The organism is Pedobacter sp. W3I1 (assembly GCF_030816015.1).
Taxonomy (GTDB): Bacteria; Bacteroidota; Bacteroidia; order Sphingobacteriales; family Sphingobacteriaceae; genus Pedobacter.
On sequence record NZ_JAUSXN010000001.1, the window covers coordinates 5483146 to 5509967 of the forward strand.

The window sequence follows — 26822 nt, forward strand, 5'->3', positions numbered from 1 at the left end:
CTATTTAAAAACCAACATTAAGTGTAAACATAATTGTACGGGCAGAAGGATAGGTAAATCCTGCCGAGCCATCATTATTACTACCAGAATCATAAGAACTTGATTCTGGATCTACACCGTAATATTTTGTCCACAACCATAAATTATTTCCGGTAACGGATAGTGAAGCATTTTTGATTGATTTAGCAGGCAACCAGTTCTCCGGTAAATTATAGGTTAAACTTGCAGAACGTAAACGTACCCATGAGGCATCACTTACAAACGGTTCAGAAACGTTGCGGTAGTAGATGCGGTAATATCCTTCACCATAATCAACATTATCTGGTCCTATCCGCTGTCCCATGTAAACCGGCTTTGTGTTTGGTTGTCCATTAGCCAAAACCCCATCAAATACTTTTACCGTTCTTCTATCAGCAGTATAATCAGGTAATCCGAAAGCTGAATAAAAATCTTCTAACCAGTTGTATTTTTCAAAGCCTAAACGAGCATCAAACAATACATTTAAGCTGAAATTTTTGTACCTGAAAGTATTGCCCATACCAATGATATAATTAGGCTGAGAATTACCCAGTAATTTTTGTTTTCCGCCGGAAATGCTTGGGAATCCGTTTGCACCGATTAGCAACGGCAGATTTTTATCGAGAACTACAGGATCTTCTGGCGTACTTCCATAATAACGGTTAAAATAACTGCCATAAATATTGCCATAAGGTTGCCCCGGGATCAGTTTCATGGTTACCCCAGCGTTGCCATATCCCCTTGCCGCACCATATACAATTTCTGAGATTCCATTAGGCATACTCATTACCATGTTTCTATTGGCAGACAGGTTTACATTTACATCCCATTTGAAATCTTTTGACACAATAGGCTTACCATTTAACACTAATTCTACCCCTCTGTTACGGATGTCGCCAGCATTGATTGATTTGGTTAAATAACCTACAGCTGAAGAAATCTGTGTCTGGATGATCTGATCCTTGCTTAATGAATAATAGTACGTAAAATCGAAACCTAAACGATTTTTAAAGAACGACATCTCTAAACCAGCCTCGTAGGTATTGGTAAACTCAGGACGAAGATCAGGATTACCAAGATTTGGCGCAATGGTTAAACCTCCTGTTCCTGTTGGTAGCGAGGTATAAGGCGAATATCCGGTAAATGTAGAATACTCGGATGCATCCTTTCCAATCCTTGCATAAGACAAACGTAACTTGGCCTGACTAATAACAGCAGGCAACTTAAATTGATCAGAGAAGACATAACTTAAACTTGCTGAAGGATAGAAAAATGACCTGTTTGCTTTTGGCAGCGTAGAAGTGATGTCATTTCTTCCGGTTACGGTTAAGAAAAGATAGTTTTTGTAATCAAAAGTCGCTTCTCCAAAATAACCGATCAGTCTTTTTTGTTTCAGGGTCTGCGTTGGTGTAAGTACGCCGGCGTTAGCCAAATTAAAAAAATCGTACACACCGAGGATACTGCCCAAAGTACCGATCTCTTTCGACTTACGGTCGTAAAGTTCTTGTCCAAGCCTTAAAGTCCCGGTAATATCATCTGTTAGTTTAGAGGTAAGCGTGGCAACGAAAGTGCTGTTGATGGTTCTAAACTTAGTATTGTATTCACCATAAAAACCCTGAGCATTATCGTACATGGCTTCAGTAGCATACATCGGTCCACGTGCGGTGCGCACACGGTTATCATTATAGGTATCTACACCTAAACGATAAGAAAAATTAAGCCATTTGGCAGGATCATAACTTAAGCTTGCCCCACCGATAAAACGGTTAACATCACCTTTAAACCTGTTATTCGCGGTACCCCATATCGGGTTATTGGTACCAAAGTATTTTTGTGAGCCATCTGCATTCTGATAATCTGCTACATCATAACGTGGCGACCAATAAGCCAAACTTTCACCAAAACGATCTGCACTGTAGGTATATCCGCCAGAATTGGTGAAATTCATATTTAGAGATGCCTTAAATTTTGGACTGATCGTAAAGTCCGTATTCAAACGCCCCGAAAAGTTTTTGTTATCGGTATTCGGCATCATCCCTTTTTGGTAAAGCTGAGAAATAGAAGAGAAAAATTTAATCGCATCACTTCCTCCGGTAACCGAGAGGGAATTTTTAACCTGCTGCCCGGTACCAAAAGCACGGTCATAATTATTGAACAATTGATCAGGGTGAGTCGGATCAATCAGTTTCGCTTCGGCAATGGTTGGGCCCCATGCCGGTCCGATTCCTCCTGGCGGATTGGTATAAACACCTAAAACCCCCTGCGTATATTCTGTTTGTACTGCCGGAGATTTCAGCACTTCATCAAAGCCGTAACTACTGTTGAAGTTAACACTAACACCATTCTGTTTACCTCTTTTGGTGGTAATTACCACAACGCCATTTGCACCTCTTAATCCATAAAGCGCAGTAGCTGCCCCTCCTTTTAAAATGTTGATCGTTTCAATATCCTCTGGATTAATGTCTGAAGCCCTATTGGTTACGCCTCTTGAACCAAATGCAGTTCCATCGGGATTAGCCCCGGTAGTAGAGGTAGAGTTATCAATCTGTACCCCATCAATAACATATAAAGGATCACCAGAAATATTAGGATCAATGGAATTAACCCCCCTGATCCGGATACTTGCTCCCTGACCAGGGCCACCACCAGTACTTGAGATTGTAGCACCGGCAATTTTACCCTGTAATGCATTAAGTAAGTTAGGCTGGTGATTATAATTCAGATCTTCAGATTTAACGGACTGTGCGGCATAACCCAGAGATTTGGCCTGCCGGGTAATACCCAAAGCCGTAGAGATGGTTACCTCCTGCAGTTCCTGAGTATCTGAAGCAAGTATTGCATTGATGCTGGTTTTATTACCCACAGTAAGCTCTTGTGTTTTATATCCTAAAAGGCTAATTACAAGCACTGCATTTGGTGATGGCACCTGAATGGTAAAACTGCCATTCCCATCGGTAGAGGTACCTGTTGTAGTACCTTTAATTTTCACACTTGCACCAGGCAAGGGACCTCCATCATCAGCAGAGGTAATTTTCCCTGTAATCGTTTTTACCTGGGCCAGAGCTGAAAGGCCTGTAAGTAAAATACACAGAAAAAAAAGTGAAGTAAAGATTTTTCTCATATCTCAATATTTAGGTTAATGATTTGTTTAGTTATTGCAATATAAGGTTTTTAAAAACAAGAACACGCACAAAACACGACCAGCCAGACTAAATTCTGTACAATTTTTGATACAAAAAGCCTGCAACCTGCAAAAACATGCAAAATTCAAGATAAAAAACGCAAAATACTCAAGCAAAATCAGTTGCTATAACATAAACAAGGAGCTTAAAACCCTACTTATTGTAAATTTCACACTATGGGCAAATAGCAATGCCCTTAAAGCGAAAAAGTCTTTCCGAATTACCGGAAAGACTTATATGATATATCTAGATTGGGTTTTTATTGCTGAACGCCACCGCCCATACCACCACCTTGTTGCTGATCTTGTTTCACATCGTCGTTTTTGATCTTTTTCTTCTCGGTAAATTTCAGTTTACCGAATGAATAGCTAAAGTTAACACCAAAAGAACGTAATGGATAATAAATGTTAGTGCTCTGATAAAGTGTACTTACTTTATTTCCAAGCGTTGTAACAGAATTATTTACAGTTTTAATATGCAGATCGCGGGTAAATGGATTTAAAGTATTGATGCCGATTGAGCCTTTTTTGTTCAGGATATCTTTCTTGAACGATGCACCATAAAACACCATTGCATCGGTTTTACCTTGATAAGTTCTTCTTGGCGAGTTTACCACACCAAACAATTCGAAATTATAACCTTTACCAAATCCGTATGCAGAACGTCCAAATATATTATAGTTTAAAAAGGTACCTGTACTTATTCCTGTTTGTGTATTGCTCACCTCGTAAGTATTAACACCCAGGTTAGTCATTAAAGTCCATTTTGGTTTTGGATTGTAGGAGGCAAAAACATTCGCTCCATAAGTTTGTGCCACCCCCACATTTATATATGTGGATAATGTTTTCTCAAATCCGTTCTCTTTTAATGGAGTGATAGAACTTTCAATTACCCCACCTGTGCGACGGTAAAATACTGATGCATTGATCACAGATCCTTTAATAAAGGTTGAATAACCAAGTTCAAGGTTATCACTTAACTCAGGACTTAATGTTGGCTCTCCTTGTCTGATATTAAACTGATCGCTCTCATTACGGAAAGGATTTAAATAAGCTAAACTTGGTCTTTGCACCCTACGGTTGTAGCTTAATTTCAAAGTTGCATTGCCTTTAAGTGTTTGCGAAATGATGGCGCTTGGAAATATGTTGAAATAGTTATTTTTCTGGATGCCTGGATTAACAGTATTGAAATCGATACTGGTATATTCTGACCTTAAACCACCTTTAAAGTTTAATTTTTTACTCAATTTAAAGCTGATTACCCCATATGCAGAGGCTACATCTTGCTTGTACTCAAAATCCTGGTTTGCATTATTAGAAAATTCACTATTGATGTTTCTGAAAATCCCCTTTGCACCCACTTCTAAAATGGTCGATTTGCTAAACGGATAGGTGTAGTCTGTTTGTATAGTGTATTCCTGATTTTTACCGGTATTGTTATTATTTACAGCAGGAAATGAACTTCCAATAATTTCGTTTTGGAAATCTGTTGTATTTCTTCCCGATGATAATTGGCCAGAAATCGTGAATTCCTCTCCTTCTTTTTTAGTGGTATGTTTATAGTCTACATTCCAGTCGAAGTTATTAAAGCCCATGTCCATGTCACTGATATTTTTAAATGGCACGCCATTTAATTTATAATCCGCACTTCCGGGACCACCGTTTGAAAAATTATTGTATTTTATATTAGAGCTTACGTTGTTATAGGCGTTAAAATCATAATCAACACCAAAACTACCATTATAACCTTTACGGCTCCATTTAGAAACCCCGTCCTGCATAATGTTAGTTATAGTTGTTTTGCCTATGGTATCGGTACGTGTACTATTTTCAAATAAGACTCTCGAATCCTGAGCATAAGCCAGGTTTGTACCCAGACTTGCATTTACACTTAAACGACCGGTTTTTGCAGTTAGGTTAAATGCGCCATTGTTTTGACGTGTACCTGCAGATGCATTTACCGTACCGCTTACGCCTTGCGCATTAGATTTTTTGGTAATGATATTGATGATACCTCCTGAACCTTCCGCATCGTATTTTGCTGATGGACTGGTAATGACCTCCACACTTTTAATCTGCTCTGCAGGAATCATTTTCAATGCATCCGAAACACTACTAGCCATCGTTCCAGATGGTTTACCATTGATTAACACACGAACAGCGCCACCGCGTAACTGAACATTTCCATCAACATCTACAGAAAGCATAGGTACCTTACGCATTACATCAGTAGCGTCGCCACCAGCATTCGTTCCATCGGCTTCGGCGTTATAAACCATTCTATCGATTTTATTTTCGATAACTGCTTTCGTTCCCTGAACCTGAACATCGGCCAGTGTATTTTCTGTTGACGAAATATAAATTGTGCCTATATTATTGTCGGGTTTTGATGGTGTAGTGGTAACCAAAACAGATTTTGTTTTGTAGCCCATAAAACCGATCATTAACTTATAAGAATCAGGCGATACATTTTGTAAGGTTAATTTTCCCTTTGCATCGGTTACACCACCGTTTACAGATTTGTTATCTTTTGCAGTAACCAACGATATAGTAGCATAATCAATCGGTTTTTTTGTTAAAGAATCAATTATAGTGGCAGTAATACGGCCGGTAACAGTTGATTTTTTTGGTCCTCCGCCAAGTCCGCCCGGAAATTGGGCATGTGCGGTAAAAAATATTCCAAGGATAAAAGTAAGTAGTAAAAGTTTTTTCATGTTAAAAGTTAGTCTTTTGTAATTAGTCTACGCAAATTGCATTTTGTTACAATTATAACCTATACTTTTCACCCAAACTATTTTAATTAGTCGGCAAACACTAGTCTTTTATCGGTAAAAGGAATGCGACTCAATTCCGTGCTTCCCTTTTTGTAGCAAAAAACAAATAGATGTATTCAATTTTCCTCTTGATTGGAAAGCAGGTTTCTATTCATATCGGTTCCGATAGTCCTGCCATCCGCTTTACTCACCCTGACTAACGTCGGGAATCGTGTTCGCTCCTGTCAGGTTTAGCTAACGTAAAAACTGTGCAAGAAACAGAATCTAAGGAGACAAAAATCATCAAATGGGGCTTGCATTATCCTTCGATAGGCTATCATTGATAGCATCCGTTAGTATAGTCGTCATTCCCGCGCAGGCCTATCGTGTGGACACATCTTTTTTAAGAATGGTTTGGGCATCATACTAGCTAGCTTTAATAAACCACAATCTTTACCAAAGAACGCCGTCAATCCCAAGTGGTAGGAGAATCAAAAAAACAGGTGTAGAATAGAACAAGTAGTACTACCAAGCCTAAAACACAGTGGTTTTGTGTTCATAAGGCTGACTTAAAGTTTTAGAAGTATTTGAACACAAAACAAAGTGCCGCTGTTTTTTTGATGAGCGTGGGTAGTGAGAAGCCACATTGCTGGATTGACAAAGCGCTTTGGGTACTTTGGCGCTCCAAAGTAGCATGCCCCCGCGGCAAAGAGCGGAAAAACAATAAACATTTTTGTACTTAAAATGACAGTTTTTTGAATCGAACTCGTTAGTAGCACAAAAAGATGCTGAACTAAATTCAGCATGACGATCGCCTTAGGCAAGGGGCAAAAATAAATTTAGATTTAAAAACATGTGTCCACACGATAGGCGCAGGCGGGAATCTAAAGCGCTTGCATTAAGATTATTTGCGATGTTAACGCTTATTTGGTGAACCAAAGAGGGCACAAAAAATGGTCTGTGAGGACACAGACCATGGAATAGAAAATAAATTAGACAAGACGGAGCGTGCTTAGCTTTTAGCTTTAGCCTTCCCCCCTCTTTAAACCTTTCTGATTTTAATAATACGCATCCAGTGCAATACCTTCATTACCGGATAAGTTGGATCAAATTCCCACCATTTGGTAGCAAAGTTAGGGCTGTTTGGTTTTTTATGGTGGTTGTTCTGAAAAAGCTCGCCCATTAACAAGAAATCCCAAGGTAATGAGTTTTTGCTATGGTCATCATTATCATGGTTTGAATAGCCATATTTATGACCACACCAGTTTACAATTGCACCATGTAAAGGGCCCATTAAAAAGTGAATCGGCAATAAAATGAACAGCCACCAATGATTGGCAAAGGTGACATAGAAGCCGATATAAAACAGTCCACATGCAATTCTCCAGGCCCATGAATTTCCAATCTTATCAACAACCGGCCATTCAGGATAATTTCCCTGGAAAGCTGGCTCTGGCTGTATTTTAAATTGCAGATAATCCATGTACATATTCTTCGTTGCAATCATCATCCCGAAAACATCCTTAAAAAAATGTGGAGAGTGCGGGTCCTTTTTAGTGTCGCTGTAAGCATGGTGCATCCGGTGCAGGATAGCATAAGCCCTGGGGTTTAAAAATGATGAGCCTTGCGAGATCAGCAATATCAGGTAGAAAAACCGCTCCCAAAAAAGCTCCATTTTAAACATTTTGTGTGATGAGTAACGGTGAAGGAAAAAGGTTTGGCTAAACAGGGATAAAAACCAATGGCAAAGAAAAAAAATGAAGATAATCATGTATGGGTGTGTATGCTATATAAACGTATTTTGAGGGCGTTTAGTTTTTCATCATGTATAAAAACTACGATGTTTAAGGGTTTAGACAAAAGAATCCTGTTCCAATGTATAGAACAGGATTCCATTTTTAAATTATTTTATTATCTACCGAAATCGTCTTGAACGCGGACGATATCGCTTTCATCTGATGGGTTTGAAGCATCGGTATGTTGCCATATTTCTGCAACAACACCCCAATCTTCTAAACCAATTAAACGGTGGCGTTCGCCTTGTTGTAATTTGATCTGGTCTTTTGGTGCGTATTTTTTCACTTCACCTTCTTCATCGGTTTGGCTGGTTTTAATGCCAACGGTACCGGTAACCACTTGCCAGATTTCAGCTCTGCGGTGGTGATATTGCCACGATAGACGTGTATTTGGTGCAACGATTAAAATTTTCGGGCTTAATTTACCACCAATTTTAAGGTCTTCAACATTTAATCCATCAAAATAAGTATCGGCAAATTGTTGCGCCTGCGCTTCATCTATTACAAAAAACCCACCCCAGGGGCGGGTTTCATCGCGGTTTACTACATTAAAACCTTCAATTTTTAAACGTTGTGCTACGCTTTCGAATATTTCTTTTTTGTCGTTTGTCATTGATAAAATATTTGTTTTCTAATGATTGTCGAGGTTCATAGGCACAATTAATCGCCTATGTGGTTCTATAATTGCCGCAAAAATAAGCCTAATAAATTAAAAAAGCCCTTTCGGGCCCTTTATTTTTTTCTTCGGATATTTTATCAAGTATTTGAATTGCATATTTAAGCCACAGGTAAGATCAAACAAAGCAATATGTCAATTGAAATACGCTACAGCGTAAATTGCCTATTCTATCACAGTGGTGAATGCCATTGTTGAAAATTGGATACTTAAGGTAGTTCTCTTGTTTTTAGGAACGTTTACCTCAATATATTTTTCTGTACTGCCATACCTGATCCGCATGCCTACCGGAACATGAGTTCTGATGATGTAGTAGCTGATTGAACCATCTTTACTATATCTGAGCCCAGATCCAAAATCATTTTCCATTGGGTTATAAGAAGTCTGCGTATCAATTTTATATGCCGTGTAGTCATTTTGCAGGTCAACAGTATAAGTGGGTAAATCGGTTACTACAACGTTTAATAACCCGACAATCCGTTCCATAATAATCTCCAGGGTTTGGTTATTGGTTACGGCTATCCCTACCTTTTTTGCGAAAAAGGTATCTGATGTTTTATAAAGCTTATCTAAAAAATACTGCGTTGGCTGCCAGTATTGAAAGTTCGCTTCAGCATAAGGCAAATAAACAGGCTTATCTTTATCCGCATCATAAAATTGGTTTATGCCAAATTCGCTATTTGATCCGATTGCCACAAAATTATAGGTTCCATTAGGCAGTTCGAAGTTGATCTGACCAAATGTAGAACTTGTAGACAATTGCGTTTGCCTGATTACTTCAGTCCCATCCGCTGTGTTGTAAACAATAATAGTTAACTGTGCAATAAAATTTTTTAGCGGCTCGGTTGGAAAACCAACATTAGCTTCGCCTACATTGTGATTTACCCCGCCGATCTTGAAACCGATTTTATTCTTTTTCACAGATTCCACCTGTCCACCGAGATTTTTTATACATGCTGAGAGCATTATCGCTACAGCACACATTGTTAGCATGATTTTTTTCATAAGGCCTTTTAATAATAAAATTAAAATAATCGCTATCTAATGAAGGACAACCTTTAAAACTGTATCCTAAATTGCAAAGCTGTGAAACGAAAAATGCACACTTTTATCTGTGTAAAATTAGAATACCAAACAAAAAAAGGCCTATAAAAACCATGATTAGATCTTAATATACCCTTAGCTTCAGTATGTTTGATAAACACTAGAATTCTCATTAAAATGATACAGGAACCGTTTTAAGCATGTAAAGGCAGAAGTGGTGAAGAAGTAACTGGCCGGCAGAAGTCGTCATTTCGAGCGGAGTGCAACGCAGTCGAGAAATCTAATTATTATAGATCTCTCTCCCGAAAGTTCGGGACTGCGCTTCAGTCGAGATGACGACTTTGATTAAGATTCTACACTTGATAATCTTTTTTAATTACTGAACCTTGTTTACCACAAGATCATCGAAATAAATGTAACTGGTTTGGCTAGAGCCCCATACCGCAACATCTTTTCCACCTCTAAAATTGTGGAATGATAACCTGTTAATTAAACGTTGTGCATCATTGGTCGTCCAACGGATAGATTGATCCAATACGGTAGTTCCATTGATGATGACCTGTACCTGACCATTTTTATTCGATCCGGTATTGCTTTTTACATACAAATGCACGGTATAAGTATCACCTTTTACCAGGCTACCTGACGAAGGGTAAGACTTGCCAAAGGTATCGCCGCAAGGGCCAGCCATATCCCTGTGGTAAACATAGGGTTGAAAAAATACTCGGCTACCGGTATTGTACCACATTAAACGTAAGCTTCCTCCATTACCATCGCTGGCAATGTCGCATCCGGTATTGCCTTCGCCAATTAAGAAGCCGAAGCCAACTTTACCACCCCTGCTCCAATCGAACTGACTATGAAAACGTACTTTAAAGGTAGCCTCGTATGCTGAACCGTCTGATATATCAGCACCTGCGATTAAACCATTCGAAACAGAATTAGGTGCAAGGGTAGCCCTGGCCCAATTACCCGAAATATAGGCCCTGCTTTCGTTCCAACCCGTTAAGTTTGCACCACCAAAATCGGCACTGGCTTCGCCGTAGGTGTATGTGCCATCGGCGTGTGTAAAACCGGTATTGATATTACTTGGAATAGCCTCGGTAGTAGCTTTAGCGTTTGATTGCGCTACAACATCAATGTTTTCCGGGACTGGTTCTGCTACTTTGTCTTTCTGACAACCATAAAAGCTAAGGGAAAGTACAAGCACTACTGATGCGATAAAATGCGTTGAATTCATTTTCTGACTCATGTTAATTTTAGTTTAGATTTAAATTTGGTTAGTGATTTTTTTGAGTGAGGTGTAATACCCTATCCTTGATAGTTTATTACTGATTGATTTGCAGCTGTTTTTTATTCTTTTGGTTAGCTTGATCTGATACGCTAACTTAGTCAAAAACGTAACTCCAAACAGACGACAACTACCTTAAAAACAGCTAAATGTGATTTAATCGATGTTACAACGATTGAAATATTTGCAATTAAAGTATTAGTAAAGCTTATTTTATAACCCGGTATAAGATTCGTGGATCTTTAAACTGCAGTTCACAATTACTTTTTTATAATCCCTGGCTTCAATATCGCCGTTAATGAGCTTAACCAGCAACATAACCGCCTGTTCGCCTAAGGCCTCGGGGTTTTCTTCGATCGATGCAATTGGCGGAGCACTGAGATAAGTAATAATAGGGTCGTTACCGAAACCAATGCATTCGAGTTTTTTAGCATAAGGATGTTCAACTGAACGCAAAAATTTAATCGTATCGAATAATAACTTCTCTTTAAAAGCCACTAAAGCTGTGGGTCCGTTTTCAGGATCGCTAAATAGGTTTTTAATGGCTACACGGGTATTTTCTTCATCAAAATCGGTATAAGCTACATGGTTAGCATTAAAAGGGATGTCATTATCCTTAAGTGCATTAATGTATCCGGAGAAGCGATCGTGACTGAAATTGACCATTTTTGGTCCGCCGAGATAAGCTACTCTTTTATGCCCGCGGTTAATCAGGTATTCGGTGGCCATGTAGCAGCCCTGATGTGTATTGCCTAACACTTTATGGCAGTTAAGGTTAAAGCTTGGGTTACGGGTATAATAAACCACCGGAATCCCGATTTTCTCGAATTGATCGAGGTGGGTAAAATCGGAAGTATGTTTGGAAATAGCTACAATTAACCCATCTACCCTCGATCCTAAAAGTGTGGCCGCAGCAGTTACCTCTATTTCAAAATTATCGTGCGATTGACTGATAATAATATTGTAACCGTTCGCCGTAGCCAACTGTTCCATGCCATAAATGCTACGCGTAAAAAAATGGTCGGAAAGATTGGGCAATATAATACCGATAATCCTCGATTTACGATCTCTAAGTCTTAGTGCAGAAATATCGGGTGTAAAATTTAACCTGGCGGCGAGTTCTTTTACCCGCAACTTTGTACTTTCTTTAATCCGTGGGTAATCTTTTAACGATTTGGAAACGGTAGAAATAGATAACTTTAACTCTTTTGCAATTAATTTTAATGTAACAGGTTTATTTTCCATAGGTGCGGGAGGTAAGCGTTACAATGTGGTAAGCGGTGAGCGTTTGGGGTTTAGCGTCTCGTAACCTTTAAAGGTTAGGGGATTAGGGGTTAGTGCAATGTCTTTAAGTTAAGGGATAAATCTCTAAAAGATGTCACCCTGAGCGTAGTCGAAGGGCATTTATTTGCAATTTATCAATCTCAAGAAGTCTTCGGCTACGCTCAGACTGACAACCGGGGTGCTTAACTTAATGACATTTGGGGTTAGCCTATATCAACTAACCCCAAATCCACTAAACGGTATACCATTGAACCAATTAACTATTGAATCTTATCCAAGGCCGGAACATTGTTTTCGTAACCTGTATATCCTTTATTTTGATTGATATGACCCGCTGTATTAAAGCGCTGCGCCGCTGCCGGAACAGGCCAAAGCACATGGTATGGCGAAATCCTGAAGTTTACCCCCAATACTGTTGGCACTTTGTTGCGGTAAAAATCGTTCTTTTCGATAATCCTGTCGTAAAAGAAATTATTATCAGAGAAGGAGGCAAGGCTATAAGTTTTTCCGTTATAGGCCGGCTTTCCTGTAGTTGCGAAGATGTAAGCAATACGGGTAAGTTCGGTTTTACGCGGCTCTTCGTAAAAGAGTTCTCTCGCTCTTTCGTCTAATATCGTTCCAATAGTAACTGCTGAGGCATCAGTTAACAGTGCTGCATTGGCCCTGGAACGCACCTGGTTTAAATCGGCCATAGCCAGGGCTAAATTCCCTTTCCAATAGTAGGCTTCGGCCCGTAATAGATAGGTTTCGGCCAAACGGAAGATATACCAGTCGGTATTGGTTCCTCTTGGTGGCGTCCAATATTTATCAACCGCAAGTGCATTTGTAGAATTAATGAAAGTTTTATAGTGTGGCCACCCAAAAAAATGGCGGATGGTATCTAAACCTTTGTTCAAAAACATGTTATTTACATTACCTGGGGTTACATCTACCAAAGGTTTGCCATATAACGCTCTTTCGGCAACGTTACTTCCTGTTTTAATGGCAGGGTTGTTATAAACCAGATCGGTCATGTTCATCCACATGCCTGGTGCATGGCGGTAATCGGTATTGTCTGTCCAGATATTTTTAGTACTATAGGCAGTTCCACGATAACGTCCAATTCCCCTGCCATACATTAAAGTTAAAGGTATTTCGACATTTATCCCATCAACAATGGCCTGGGTGGCACCAGATGGTGTTTTCAAATTGGCAAAATGCCAGGCAGGTACACAGTTACGCATCACCTGCGATCCTAAATCGGTAGCCCCAGCAAGCGTTTCCCTGTCGATGGTTAAAAAAAGTGCCTCCCGGTTAGCCGCAATAGCTTTATTATCCATCCGGTGCAAATCCCAAACCACGTTTTTACTTGCATCACCGGCGGTACTGCCGAAACGGTTCCGCATTAAGCTATATGTTCCACTGTTGATTACATTATTGGCCGATGTAATTGCAGCATCAAAATCGCCAAGTGCAAGATTAACTTTGGTAAGCAGGTGGCTGCAGGCACCTTTGGTTACATCTCCACGGTCTACATTATCTTTTAACCATTTTTCAGCAAATAAAAGATCTTCCTGCATTTTTTTCAATATCACCTCACGCCTGGTCGAAAAATAATCCAGTTTAGGAGATGTAATATCTTTTAAATTCAATGGTACATCGCCAAATTGGTGTACCAAACGGTAATAATAATAGGCCCGGTAAAAATAGGCCGCGCTAAGAATAGCATTTCTTTCGGCCTCATCCTTAAAAGTTACATTATCGATATAGGTAATTACGGTATTGGCCATGCGTACCCCCCTAAAACCTTCTGTCCAGTAAAACCCAATCCTGTTAAAATCAGGGTTGTCCAGATTGGCATCGGGCGTTACCCGGGTATCCATATCCTGGGCCTGTGTGGTTTTGTCGGTAGTTCCATCTACGGCCACTTCAGAGAATATAGATTCGGTAACAATGGGTGCCATATCGCCGGTAAATTCTCTCCTTACATTGGCTCCGATCGCTGCGATAGCCGCTTTCATAGCTGCTACACTGGTTAAAGCTGTTTGAGGTTCTAACTGCGATAATAATTCTGAATCGAGATTTGATTTTTTACATCCATTTGCTGACAGTAGAACGGCCAGGGCCACAAACGGAATTATTTTTTTATATGTGATATTCATCTTTGTCATTTTTAAAGGGTAACATTCAGTCCGAAAGTGTAAACTCTTGGTGTTGGAACAGGATTTCCATTATTATCTGCAGTTTGCGGATCCCATTGGTTCCAGTTTGGCGCATATACACCTGCATTACTTACATTGGCATATATTTTTGCACCCTGAACCCTGAGTTTGCCCAGAAAATCTTTAGGCAGGCTGTAAGCGAGCGCAATGGTATTTAACCTGATAAACGAGCTTTTACGATAAGCATTAAAACTTACCCCACTTAAACCCGAATTTAGGCGGGCATAATCATTAACGGGGTTGCCTGGTGTCCAATAAGGCACAACATATGAACTTGACCGGCCAAAACCTACACTTCCCGGTTGGTTTTTAGTTTGATTATCGGCCCTAAGCTGGCCCCAGCTTGAGATGAGTTGGAATGAAAAATCGAAATTTTTATAGATATTGAAATCGTTTCGGAACGACCAATTGAACCTTGGGCTTTTGTAGCCGATAAACTGTTTATCCAGGTCGTTATATACATAATTGCCATCTACATCCAATAATTTAAAATCACCCGGTTTAATGCCCTTGTTAAATTTATTGGCTTCTGCTACTTCATTCTCCTGCCATACCCCTAAAATTTTATACTCCCAAACTACATCAATGTCTTTACCGATAAACCATCCGTTACCCGGATCATCATTCGGCGTAGCCAAACCAACAATTTTATTGCGGTTAAGTGAAAGGTTGGCTGACGTGCTCCAGGTGATATTTCCGCCCGTAAAGTTTTTACTGGTGATGCTAAACTCAAAACCCTTATTGTTTACGCGGCCTAAATTGGCAATTACATTTACATAGCCCGAAACATTCGGTAACGTTTGACCAATTAAGAGGTCTGATGTTTTCTTATCATAAAGTTCAATAGATCCGCTGATTCTATTGTTCAAAAATCCAAAATCCAAACCAAGATTTAACGACTTTGTCTTTTCCCACTCCAGGTTTGGATTACCCAAACGCGAGCTGTTTACAACGGTATTCACCTCTCCTGGTGTACCACTGCCGCTAACCGATTGGTACTTGCCTCCGGTTAAAGTCTGAATGGCAACATAAGGGTCGATTACATTGTTAATATCCCTGATTTCTCTGTTTCCATTAATACCATAAGATAAACGCAGTTTTAAGAAGTCGATCCATTTAACCGGTTTTAAAAAGCTTTCTTCACTTACCGTCCAGGCCACTGCAGCGGCAGGGAAATTTGCACGTTTTTTAGATGCCCCAAAAGCAGAGTACCCATCTCTACGCACAGAGCCCGTAACGGCATACCTGCCTTTGTAGGAGTAATTTACCCTGGCCAGTAAAGCATCGCCGGTGTACACCTTATCATCGCTGCTCACGGTAGGTTTATTCCCGCTTTGAATGTTATGATAACCCAACACATCAGTTGGTGCAAAACCCTCGTTACTTGCAATGGTATACCAGGTAGAATATTTTTCGGCATTAACCAATAACGTTACATCAATGTTATGATCTGTAGCAATAGTTCTGTTCCATTTTAAAAGGTTATCCAGCTGCCAGTTGTACCTGGTTTCCTGCGCCCTTGATGCTGAACCGCCAGGTATAGTTACATTTGGATTTTTAGAAGATTGATGGTTAAAAGTGCGGTACTGATCTAAACCCGGACTAAAATTAGCTTGATAAGTGATCCCAAAAGGCAACTGTACTTTGGCGTAAAGACTACCAAACAAAGTACTCTGTTTTTGCAACCTCGAATTATAAGTTCGGTCAAGGAAAGGATTACGGGCATTGAGGCCGTTATCATCCGTAGGGATCCTTCTTAAAGAACCATCTGCATTATAAAAATCGCCGTAGGGAGATAAATCAGGTAGTTGCGAAAACTGGGCTTCAATAGCGCCCTCATCACGGTCAGCAAATTGGAGATTCATGCCAAGGGTTAAAAACTTAGCCGCTTTACCTTCCAGGTTTAACCGGGTACGGAAAGTGCTGAAGCCGCCACCCGCAATAATACTTTCGTTTTTAAGATAGCCTAAAGACATGTAATAGGAAACTTCTTCTTTTTTCCCGCTGAGGCTTAGGGTATGATCCTGGCGTTGGCCGGTTACAAAAAGCATGTCGTACCAGTCTGTTGTTTTTCCGGCAAGATAGTTGGCTTTCTCGTTAGCCAAAAGGCCAAGGCGGCTTAACCAAAGATCAGTTGGATTGGTGGTGGTTTGCCCGTTTAACCATTGGGTAAGCGTTACTCCTTCCGGTAAATTATTGGGATCATTGTAGATATAAGCTGGATTTACCCCGCCACTGCGCTGTACATCGGCACGCCAGTTTAGAAAACCCGGACCATCGTACACGGGTTGATCCTGAGCCAGGGTAGCCATTCCGAAGTTTGTATTTACGGTAATGGTTGGCGCGCCGCTTTTTCCTTTTTTAGTGGTAATGGCTACCACACCGGTTGCTGCTTTTGCACCGTAAACCGCAAGCGAACTTGCATCCTTAAGTACGTCAACCGATTCGATATCGTTAGGGTTAATATCAGACAGCTGTCCGATAAAAATAACCCCATCTAGCACAATCAGGGGTGTTGTGGTACCCGTAAGCGTTGTTTTTCCACGCACAAGCAAATCTCCCCCACCTTTGGCACTATTATTAAAGCCAACGGTTAAGCCCGGGATATTACCACGAAGGATATCAGTCACACTGTTTGGATTTTCGTTTTCCAGCTGCGTGGCTTTAATGCTCGAAACCGCACCGGTAACATCTTTTTTCTGTGCAGTACCATATCCAATTACCACTACATCGTTTAGGCCTTGCGCCCCGTCGTCCATTGTAATATTGATGGTGCTTCTCCCGTTTAAGGCAACTTCTTGTGTGGTGAAGCCGATAAACGTGAATACCAGGGTTTGATTGCCATCAGGAACTTTTATGGTATACTTCCCCGCAGCATCGGTTAAGGTGCCTACTGATGTATTTTTTACCCTTACGCTTACTCCTGGAAGCGTTATGCCTTTGTTATCTTTAATGGTACCCACAATAACGGTCTGGGCAAAAGCGCTAAAACTCCCGAACATCGTCAGAAGTAATACCGCTAAAATTTTTGCTTTACCCGCACAGATGCGCCTGAGGTATAGCAATACTACTTTTTGGTTGTAAATTTTACTCATAATTATAGTTTAGTTAAGATTATCTGTTAAATAATCAGCATCTGCCAAATGCTGATGTGCAAAATTTAGATCACAATAGTTAAATGGCAAACTGGCTGCTGAAATCAAATGGAATTAGCCTGAAAAAAAATGAATGGCAGCAAATGGACGCCTTGGTTGACTCTTGAACATGAATAGTTTGGTTAGACTTATTTTATCTAATATAAAAATCTGTAGTGCCCGATGTAAAGGGCTATGATTCAAATAAGCTAAAAATGTGCCTTAGATTGCATTTACAACGATGTAATTAATTTCAGTTTTATACTTTATTGCCTTCATTACCCCAGACAACAAGACAAAACAGATTTTATTAACATGCATTTTAATCGTTAGCCATGGAGGCACAGAGAACACGGAATGCCTACGCCTTTGTCATCTTGAGGGGTTAGATTTTAGAAAAATATTGGAGTGATGGTTACAGGTTGTGAGGTATCGGCATCTCGACCACAGTGGAGAGATCTTTAACATAGTTCAAAGATTTCTCCATTCCGCTACGCTTCAGTCGAAATGACGCCCAATTTTTGTAATTTGTTATCCTGAGCGGAGTCGAAGGATCTTTTTGGTGTATTTAACTACAGATGGAACAGATAAACATAGATCTTATTAGCGGCATCGTTTAATTGTTAGCCATGGAAGCTTATAGAAATACAGAATACTATGCGTTTGTCATCCTGAGCGCAGTCGAAGGATCTTTTTTGGTGTATTAACCACAGATGGGACAGATAAACACAGATCTTGTTGGCTTGAACGAAAGATTGCTTCGTCGTTCCTCCTTATAATGACGATTTTTCTATTGAAAAAAAACGGGTGCCTGAATATATCGGGCACCCGTTTTGCTAAAACATTATTTATGGTTGGTGTAACACTGACCCTTAGCATACCCTTACTAATAACCCGGATTTGGGGTCAGGTTAGGATTGTTTTTGATTTCGGAAGTAGGAATTGGGAACAATAGGTGTTTGGTTTGCAAAGGCTGGTTCACACTTTTATTAATGTGGCCAACAAAATTATCAAAACCATTGGTGGTTTCATTGTACACTTTACGCAAGCGGACCATATCAAACCAGGTAATGCCTTCGTAACACAGCTCGTGCCAGCGTTCTCTCCAAACCGCTTCTTCAAATTGCGTTTGGCTCAAACCTGCAAGATCAGCCAATTGTGCTCTTTTCCGTATGGCATTTACCGCAGCATAGGCCGCAACATTCGGACTACCATCTGCCCTGTTCTGTGCTTCGGCATAAATTAATAAGGTTTCGGCATAACGGATCTGTGGAATATTCAGATCGCTCCTGCTGGTACCTTCTACCCCCAATGTTCCATTAGCAATCAAATCAAAGTGTTTGAAAACATAAGGCTTACCACGGTTAATCAGCGGCATTTTAAATCCATCGGTATAATAATCGGTAAAGAAATAACCTTCTCTGTTTTTAGCCCTTAAATCTCCTGCCTCATACGAGCCATAAAAACTTGCGGTTGGAATAGCCGTTCCAATTCCATCAATTTTAGAAACCAATGGCTGGTGTAAAGGTAAATAAGATGACTGTAAGGGGTTACCAGATCCGGCAGCATCGTTGTACTGGATTCCGAACAAATGCTCTACTTTATTGTCATTCTTTGCATCATGCAGGGCTCCATAACCCGGGAACAGGCCAAGTGCTGCTGGATTCCCGGTTGAATAATCGATTACCTCTTTGGCCTTATCTGCAGCTAATTTATAATAAGCCGCTCCTTTGTTAAGGGGTTGCCCGGCCATGGTTAAATATACTTTTGCCAGTTCAGATTTAATTGCTGCAGTAGAAACACGTCCGCTTGCATCCATAAAAGGCAAACCAGCCGCTTCTGCGGCAACCAGATCATCAACAATTAGTTTGTAAACCTGTTCTTGTGGTGTACGGGAAGGAGAAAAATTGGGATCGTTAGGACTGGTAATCGGTTTTGTAATTAAAGGCACATCGCCCCATAAACGTACCAGGTAAAAATAGGCCCAGGCTCTAATAAAAGATGCCTCTCCTAAAATCCTTTTTTTCTGTGCATTGTCCATTGGGTTAATGCCCGGAACTTTATCCAACACCAGGTTGGCCTGGCCAATTACTTTATAGAAACCGTTCCAGTTTTGGTTAACATGAAGGTTTGTTCCATCATAAATTAGGGAGTACAAATTGTTCAGGTCGGAGTTTTGTGCTGTTTCGGTAGATTGTATTCCGGTTGGTGCATCAAGCATCTGCCAGTTGTTGGAATAAATACCGGCACCGTTTCCAATAAACCTGATCTCTGCATAAACAGCAGCAATACCTGCTTCTGCATGTTCTGGTAAAGTATAAAAACTATTGGGCGAAAGATTGGTGGGATCTGTTTCATCTAAAAACTTCTTACATCCCGAGTTCCCGATTATAGCACCGCTTAGCAACAACAAAGCAGCGATATTTTTTATGTTTATTTTCATTTTGATATCCTTTCTTTAGTTAATGTTTATAATCCAATGTTTAACCCGACCATAAAAGTAGTTGGCTTTGGATAATCGAAAAATGTTTGACCTTGTGCAAATACATTTCCATAAGTAGTCACCTCAGGGTCGTTACCTGTATACTTGGTGGCCAGGAAGAAATTCTGAACAGATGCATAAACACGAAGTTTGCTTAAGCGTAATTTTTCGACGAGTGTTTTATCAAAAGTATAACCTAGTAGAAGGTTTTTTCCACGAATGAAAGAACCATCTTCTAACCAGTGTGTATCTACGTTGGTTACATATCCGGCAGACTGATCCCTGATTGCAGCAATTGGTGTATCCTGATTCTGGGGAGTCCAGGCATTTAACACGCTGGCGAAACTATTGGCCTGTACCTGTCTGTCTTCACCCGAGTGATGGGTCATATTCAACACATCATTACCATAAGAATATTGAAGTTCTACGATCAGCTCTAAGTTTTTATAACGGAATGAGTTACTAAACGATCCCCAGCCTTTTGGTGTTCCGTTACCAATAATCTGTCGGTCGGCATCTGTAATGGCATGATCGCCGTTTACATCTAAATATTTGATATCACCCGGAAGCAAAGTTTTACCACCGCGGTAACTTACAAATTTAGCTGCTTCTGCCCTTTCGGCCTCGCTCCAGGTTCCTAAACGTACAAGACCCCAGAATGAGCCCACAGGCTCACCAACCCTGATAATACCGGTTTGATTAGTGAAATTCGGGTTACCCACACCAAAAATATCATCAGGAGTGGCCAATGAAAGTACCTTGTTGCGGTTAAGGGAGATATTGAAACTGGTTTTCCAGGTAAAATCGTCAGTTTGTACGTTTACGGTATTGATGCCCAAATCTAAACCTTTGTTCTGCATAGACCCGACGTTTTTTCTGATCACCGAGTATCCTGTGGTACGTGGCACTGGCGCATCCAATAACATATCGGTTGTTTTTCTGTAATAAAGATCGGCCTCTAAATTAATGCGATTGTTAAATAAGCCAAGCTCTAAACCCGCATCAACCTGTGCTGTTTTTTCCCAAACCAGATCAGGATTGGCCAACCGGCCTATACCAATACCGGTTACCTTACTATCATTAATAATGGCTGAGTTATTAACCAATGTGGCTAACGACTGATAAGCAGGAAGCTCTGAGTTACCACTTAAGCCATAACTGGTTCTTAATTTTAAATTAGAGATGGTTTTGTTTCCTTTAAGAAAATCTTCGTCTGAAGCTTTCCAGGCCAATGCTGCTGAAGGAAAAAAGGCAAATTTATGGTTCTCTCCAAATTTGGATGACCCATCTACCCTACCCGTAAAAGTAACCAGGTATTTATCTTTAAAGGCATAGTTTAACCTGCCAAAATAAGAGTTAAAAGCCGATCTGTTGCGGCTAGAGCCTACCGTAATCGATTTGCTACCAGAGCCCATATTATTGTTTCCGTAAAAATCAGTTACAAAATTCTCGGCATGGCTGGTATTGCTAAAGAAATTGGTGGCCTGCCAGGAGATACCCAATAACGCATTAATGGCGTGCGATTCGGCAAAACGTTTGTTATAGGTTAAATAGTTTTCCAGTGACCAGAAGGTTTCTCTATCATCGGTTACATTGGCTGTTCCATTCTGTCCATCAGAGATACCGTATAATTGTTTGGCATTGTACTCGTTAATGTTACGGCTTACAATATTGGCACCTAACTGGGTACGGAATTCTAAATCTTTGCTAAAGCTAATGGTAGAATAAATGCTCCCCAAAGCAGTTTGGGTAACCATTCCATATTTTTGATCGGTTAAGATGTGCACCGGATTGGAGCCTCCCTCTGCCCATGGAATCAGTTTATTATCGCCCCACTTGCCATCTGCCAGTTTAATTGGTAGAAAAGGAAATGCTTCTGTAATCATTCGAACTGAATTTAATCCACCTGTTCCCTGATCAACAATGTTTTCATTCTGGTTATTGTAGCTTAAATTACCGCCTACCTTTAACCATGGTTTAATTTTACTGTCGAAATTAAATCTGCCCGAATAACGTTTTAAATAAGAGTTTAGTAAAAGTCCCTGGTCATCGCGATAGCCTGCAAAAACACCGTAAGTGCTATTTTCGTTTCCACCTGTAAAACCCAGCTGGTGATTTTGGGAAAGTTTGTTCTGCGTAGATTCTTTCAACCAATCGGTGTTATATAATGGATTTCCACTGCTATCGAAAAACTGAGGCAAGGCAATCCTGGCTGCTTTTGGAACGGGTGTAGATGCATAACTGCCTGCTGCCCATCCTACCGGATCGTAAACTTTAATATTCTCATAAGCGAGATCCTGCACTTTAACATACTCGAAGGCATCAAGCATCTTAACATGGTGTGCCGCCAATGTATTTACGCCAAAGTCAGCATCATAAGTTATACGCTGGGCATTTGCAGTTCCTTTTTTAGTGGTGATTAAAATTACGCCATTTGCACCCCTTGCACCGTATATGGCCGTCGAAGAAGCATCCTTTAACACCTCTACTGAAGCAATATCGCTGGGGTTAATGTAATCGATAGCGTTACTGTTCTGCGTTTGCGAGCCCACTGGCAAAGCCACACCATCTACCACATAAAGTGGATTGTTACTCGTATTGATCGAACTAAATCCACGGATTTTAATATTAGTCTGACCGCCCGGTCTACCCGAGTTGGTGTTTACCTGTACGCCAGAAATACGGCCAGCTAGTGCCTGGTTTAGCGATGAAGACGGACGTTCTTGTAGTTCGCTGGCTTTTACTACGCCAACAGAACCGGTAAGGTCTGTTTTTTTCACCGATCCATAACCAATTACCACTACTTCATCTAACTTATTGGCTTCGGCAGGTGTCATTTTAACATTGATATTAGCTTCGTTGCCTACTGTAATATCTTTATTTTGATAGCCCACATAAGAAAAACGGATCACCTCGTTTGGGTTGCCCTCAATGCTGAATTTACCAGCTTCATTAGTTACAGCAGTTTTACCTGAAGAAATGTTTTTGATGCCCACTCCCGGAATAGGCATGTTTTTTTCGTCTAATACGGTTCCTGTAATTACTTTTCGGTTTTGGATATGCACTAAAGGCATATTTAGCTCGAAAAACCCCTCGGATTTTTCAGCAACCAGATTCATCGAAAAAGCAGGGCTATTGAGCAAAAAAAGCACAGAAAGCCCTGAAATCTTTAGTAGATTGATTTTCATTGGTTTAGGTTTAGTAAATGGTTAGTTAATAATATATAATTCAGCTGCTAGCAGCTAAAACGTTTTATCAATTATTCAATAAAAAACAATTGATGGCCAATAATCATTTTTAATCAGAAGGCTTTGAGTTAAAAGCAATTGTGTGATGGGAGATCGTATTTTTAAACAGGTTAAAAACTCCACACAAATAAACTACACAGACATATAACGCACCATGGCGAGTAATATACCTAAGCTCATCATCATATTTGGTTGTTGATAAATCGATTTATCAATTCAATATTAAATATTTTATCACAAAATCAAGAATAATTATTTTGATTATTACAGGTACGCTATCGCATAAATCCGATAACAGTATGATTACTTTTACAGGTGCTAAAATTTTTGAATAAATATTCCAGGTAATTAAAAAATGGCCCAGCCCGAATTCATTATGTCTCACCTACTTAAGTCTATTTCTAAGAATTAGATGAAAAAAATTTAGTTTTTTTTCAAAAGGAAGCACATCAGGTTTCTTATAGATAACATTGAACCGCATTGCGATTACCAATGGTGTTTGGACTATTGCTGTATATAAACGAGAAAGCCTCATATTTCTATGAGGCTAATTATTTTGTTTTATTCGCATCCACCAATAAAACTAAACCAAACAAACTAATGAAATTAAAAGACAAATAAGTTTGAGAATTGTTTTAGGTTATTGATTAAATTTAAAAATCTAGTTCCAAATATGCTTCCTTGGTGCTGTATTTCGGGATTTTCTTCACCGTACTGTATTTTGCCAAACCCTGGTAATACCGCCAAAAGTTATACTTTCGTCCATTGGTTAATAAATGTATGCGCCCGCCCAAATTATTACGTTCGATGTGGTTGTTAATAAGATCCAACTCTTTTACAAGGTCGGTATCCAATAATTTTTTGTGTGTAACCATATTGGGTACAATTTTTAGCCTATACCGCCACGGTTCGTTAAAAACATACCTGATTTCCTGTGGGCGTGTTTTAACATTGTACATTTCCACTTGACTAAAACACGCTTTTTCCTGTTCGGTAAGGTCTAAATTGCTGCTATCCCATAAATATGGCGTGAGTTCGCGCAGCAATTGCTTTTTGATTTCGTATCCATACCTTCCTTTACGGCGTTTTTTTGGTTTAAATGTTTTGTCGTGATGGTATTCAACTGTATTGATCTTTGCAAGCAATGTGGTATAAAACTCGGCTCTTACGCTAAATGCAATATCTGCTCTGAGTACAAAATATCTTTTCCAGCCGCTTTGATAGGGCTTTTCAAGAGGTACCATGGGCAGTGCACGTCTTTGTATCCAAAGCTCCAATCTTCTTTTACTCAGCCTGATTAATTGTTTGTCGCGGTCTGCTTTTACCAACCGTTTTTTCTGTCGTGCGCTTCTAATTCTGCACGACAATTCATATGTGTCCATCGGACTTTCATTTAATTTCCTTTACTTGAATGTGGATCTCAATTCGTCCTTGAGCAAGGATATACCCCTTCAATGAAAAATAAATGTTGTGCAATAACAAATTGAACTGCCCTCAAGGCAACCAATCAAATAAAAACAAATTACATTATTTTACCGCCTATTAGGCAATCTGTGAAGGAGATGATATGTAGGTATATGCTGTCATAATTCCCAAACATTAAAAAAGATCGTTTATCAGGAATACCACAAAGCTAATGAATTTTCGGGATTTTACAGAAATAAGAAATTCTAATTGAAACGTTGGCCACCTGAAATTATCAATAGGCATAGCTGCTTTGTTTTTCAGATCGAAAACACCCCAGAACCTTAAATTTACATTTCAACCTGCTTTTTGCCCGCTTCACTGAAGAATGTGCTTTAACTCCACTGTCAATAGGTATATTTGTTACTATGAAAGCGCAACTCCCGGTAAAACGGTTAAATCTTCTTAGCTGCTTACTGGCTGCCATTATAGGCATTATTTTTTATATTATCGTCTCGCATAATTCAAACAATCCAAAAATACACTACTTTACTTTTTTTACTGTTTTAGGCGTCGTGCTGATCGGCTTTGCTGATGTGTTTATCATGATTATCCTGAGCAGGGTTTACAAAACTCAACCAAGAAGGTTCAGGGTGCTCAGGTATCTGATTACCTATCCCTTCAGTATCATCATTTATCTATTGGTATGGCCAATTTTTGCCCATGCAGCACACAATCAATGGTCGTATTCGGATGGCGGGTTATTTCTTGCCTTTGTTGGCTCAGGCTTGGTAATCAATACCATGATTCTGACCCTCCACGATTCGGTTCTGCTTTACGAACATAAACTGCAAAGCGAACTGGAACTTTCGAGATTGAAGGCGGCAAATGCAGAAGCGGCCAACCTCTTGTTAAAACAGCAGATTCAGCCACATTTTTTATTCAATGCGCTGAACACACTTAAAGCACTTTATCATAGCGATACCGATACTGCTGATACCTATATTGTGCACATGGCAAATTTCCTGAGGGCTTGTGTTTTCCGTCATGCATCGAATGTATCCAGTCTGGAAGATGAACTCGAGCTTCTGAACAATTATCTGGCTATGCAGCGGATGCGTTTCGGCACGGCTTTAAACTGCTCGATTGATATAAGCAAAGAGAATATTAAAAATTACAATCTCCCGTCGTTTTCCCTTCAGCCCTTATTGGAAAATGCCATCAAACACAACAATTTTACGCAGCAGGCTCCATTAAATATCACTGTCATAGAGACGGGTGAACGGCTGGTATTCAAGAATAACATCCAACGAAAGAAGATAAAATCACCATCTACAAATTATGGCCTTGCCAATCTTGCTGAGCGCTATCGGCTGTGTTGTAACGATGATATCATCATAGAAGAGAATGAACAGTCATTTTCGGTAAGCATTAAACTGTTAAAAAATGAAAATAGTAATCATTGAAGATGAAGAAGTGGTTGCGCATGATCTTGAACTAAACATCAGGAAACTGACCAATGGCCCTTTGGAAATTGTACAACTCAGGTCGGTGAAAGAATCTATCGATTATTTCGGATCAGCCATTGCGCCTGATCTTATTTTTAGTGACATACAGCTAGGCGATGGGCTCAGTTTTGAGATATTTGTGGCCAAACCAATGTCAGTTCCCGTTATTTTCTGTACAGCTTATGATGAATACGCCTTAGATGCGTTTAAAGCCAATGGGATCGATTATATTCTTAAACCCTTTACTATTGGCATACTTGGTGCTGCACTTCAAAAATACCAAGACCTAAAAAAGGTACTTTCTTCCGATCAAACGCCCCAGTACGACGCACTGCTACAGATGCTAGGGCTTAAAGAAACCCATCAGGCTTCTTCTATTCTAGTACATGCCAAGGATAAAATTATCCCGGTGAAGATAGAAGACATTGCTATGTTCTATGTCAGGAACGAGATTACGCATTTGATCACCTTTTCCGGAACCTGTTATTACCCCAATAAAAACCTCGATGAACTGGAAAGATCGTCGGGCAGTCACTTTTTCCGTGCTAACAGGCAGTTTCTCATTTGCCGCAAAGCGATAACTGATGTATCCAGCTTCTTTTCCAGAAAGCTCTCGGTTAATCTCAATATTCCATTTGATGAAAAAGTGATTGTGAGCAAGGCGAAGGCCACACAATTTCTTGAATGGCTCTCCAGTATGTAACCCCCAAGCGTACCTGATCTCCATATTCCAATTCAAAACACTTTTCAACTTGTTCACTACAATTAAATGCAAGTGGCTTCGCCATATATCATTTTTTTC

General features: G+C 39.9%; 14 protein-coding genes. 2 read left to right on the forward strand and 12 right to left on the reverse strand.

The features are described from left to right. Positions 1 to 4 precede the first annotated feature (4 nt). From QF042_RS22460 to QF042_RS22515, 12 genes are all read right to left on the reverse strand, one after another. Positions 5 to 3139 (reverse strand): SusC/RagA family TonB-linked outer membrane protein, encoded by a 3135-nt coding sequence (locus tag QF042_RS22460; protein ID WP_307532400.1) that lies wholly within the window; start codon positions 3137 to 3139, stop codon positions 5 to 7. A 320-nt stretch (positions 3140 to 3459) separates the two neighbouring features. Continuing rightward, positions 3460 to 5913: a TonB-dependent receptor domain-containing protein gene (locus QF042_RS22465; protein WP_307532401.1), complete on the reverse strand. Its 2454-nt coding sequence runs from the start codon at positions 5911 to 5913 to the stop codon at positions 3460 to 3462. A 1081-nt stretch (positions 5914 to 6994) separates the two neighbouring features. Continuing rightward, a complete protein-coding gene (locus QF042_RS22470; RefSeq protein WP_307532402.1) occupies positions 6995 to 7723 on the reverse strand; it encodes an acyl-CoA desaturase in 729 nt (242 codons plus the stop codon). A 140-nt stretch (positions 7724 to 7863) separates the two neighbouring features. Continuing rightward, positions 7864 to 8361, reverse strand: a complete 498-nt coding sequence (locus QF042_RS22475) for a phosphoheptose isomerase (protein ID WP_025142534.1) — start codon at positions 8359 to 8361, stop codon at positions 7864 to 7866. 228 nt (positions 8362 to 8589) lie between these two features. Further along, entirely contained in the window at positions 8590 to 9429 is an 840-nt protein-coding gene (locus QF042_RS22480; RefSeq protein WP_307532403.1) for a FimB/Mfa2 family fimbrial subunit, read from the reverse strand. Between the two features lie 415 nt (positions 9430 to 9844). Next, positions 9845 to 10720, reverse strand: a complete 876-nt coding sequence (locus QF042_RS22485; RefSeq protein WP_307532404.1) for a polysaccharide lyase — start codon at positions 10718 to 10720, stop codon at positions 9845 to 9847. A 252-nt stretch (positions 10721 to 10972) separates the two neighbouring features. Further along, positions 10973 to 12004: a LacI family DNA-binding transcriptional regulator gene (locus QF042_RS22490; protein ID WP_307532405.1), complete on the reverse strand. Its 1032-nt coding sequence runs from the start codon at positions 12002 to 12004 to the stop codon at positions 10973 to 10975. Positions 12005 to 12303: 299 nt separating this feature from the next. Further along, positions 12304 to 14184, reverse strand: coding sequence for a RagB/SusD family nutrient uptake outer membrane protein (locus QF042_RS22495; protein WP_307532406.1), 1881 nt, complete (start codon positions 14182 to 14184; stop codon positions 12304 to 12306). Positions 14185 to 14195: 11 nt separating this feature from the next. Next, complete coding sequence (locus QF042_RS22500; protein WP_307532407.1) at positions 14196 to 17339, reverse strand: SusC/RagA family TonB-linked outer membrane protein; 3144 nt, start codon at positions 17337 to 17339, stop codon at positions 14196 to 14198. 925 nt (positions 17340 to 18264) lie between these two features. Beyond that, a complete protein-coding gene (locus QF042_RS22505; protein ID WP_307532408.1) occupies positions 18265 to 19821 on the reverse strand; it encodes a RagB/SusD family nutrient uptake outer membrane protein in 1557 nt (518 codons plus the stop codon). Positions 19822 to 19847: 26 nt separating this feature from the next. Beyond that, positions 19848 to 23048 carry a TonB-dependent receptor gene (locus QF042_RS22510; protein ID WP_307532409.1) on the reverse strand — a complete coding sequence of 1067 codons (3201 nt, stop codon included), beginning with the start codon at positions 23046 to 23048 and terminating at the stop codon, positions 19848 to 19850. Positions 23049 to 23761: 713 nt separating this feature from the next. Then, positions 23762 to 24490 (reverse strand): hypothetical protein, encoded by a 729-nt coding sequence (locus tag QF042_RS22515; protein ID WP_307532410.1) that lies wholly within the window; start codon positions 24488 to 24490, stop codon positions 23762 to 23764. Positions 24491 to 24940: 450 nt separating this feature from the next. Between QF042_RS22515 and QF042_RS22520 the strand changes: the two genes are divergently transcribed. Both QF042_RS22520 and QF042_RS22525 read left to right on the forward strand, forming a co-directional pair. After that, entirely contained in the window at positions 24941 to 25978 is a 1038-nt protein-coding gene (locus QF042_RS22520) for a sensor histidine kinase (RefSeq protein ID WP_307532411.1), read from the forward strand. Then, positions 25959 to 26723, forward strand: coding sequence for a LytTR family DNA-binding domain-containing protein (locus QF042_RS22525; RefSeq protein WP_307532412.1), 765 nt, complete (start codon positions 25959 to 25961; stop codon positions 26721 to 26723). Before QF042_RS22520 ends, QF042_RS22525 begins: the two co-directional genes overlap by 20 nt. Positions 26724 to 26822: the final 99 nt, after the last annotated feature.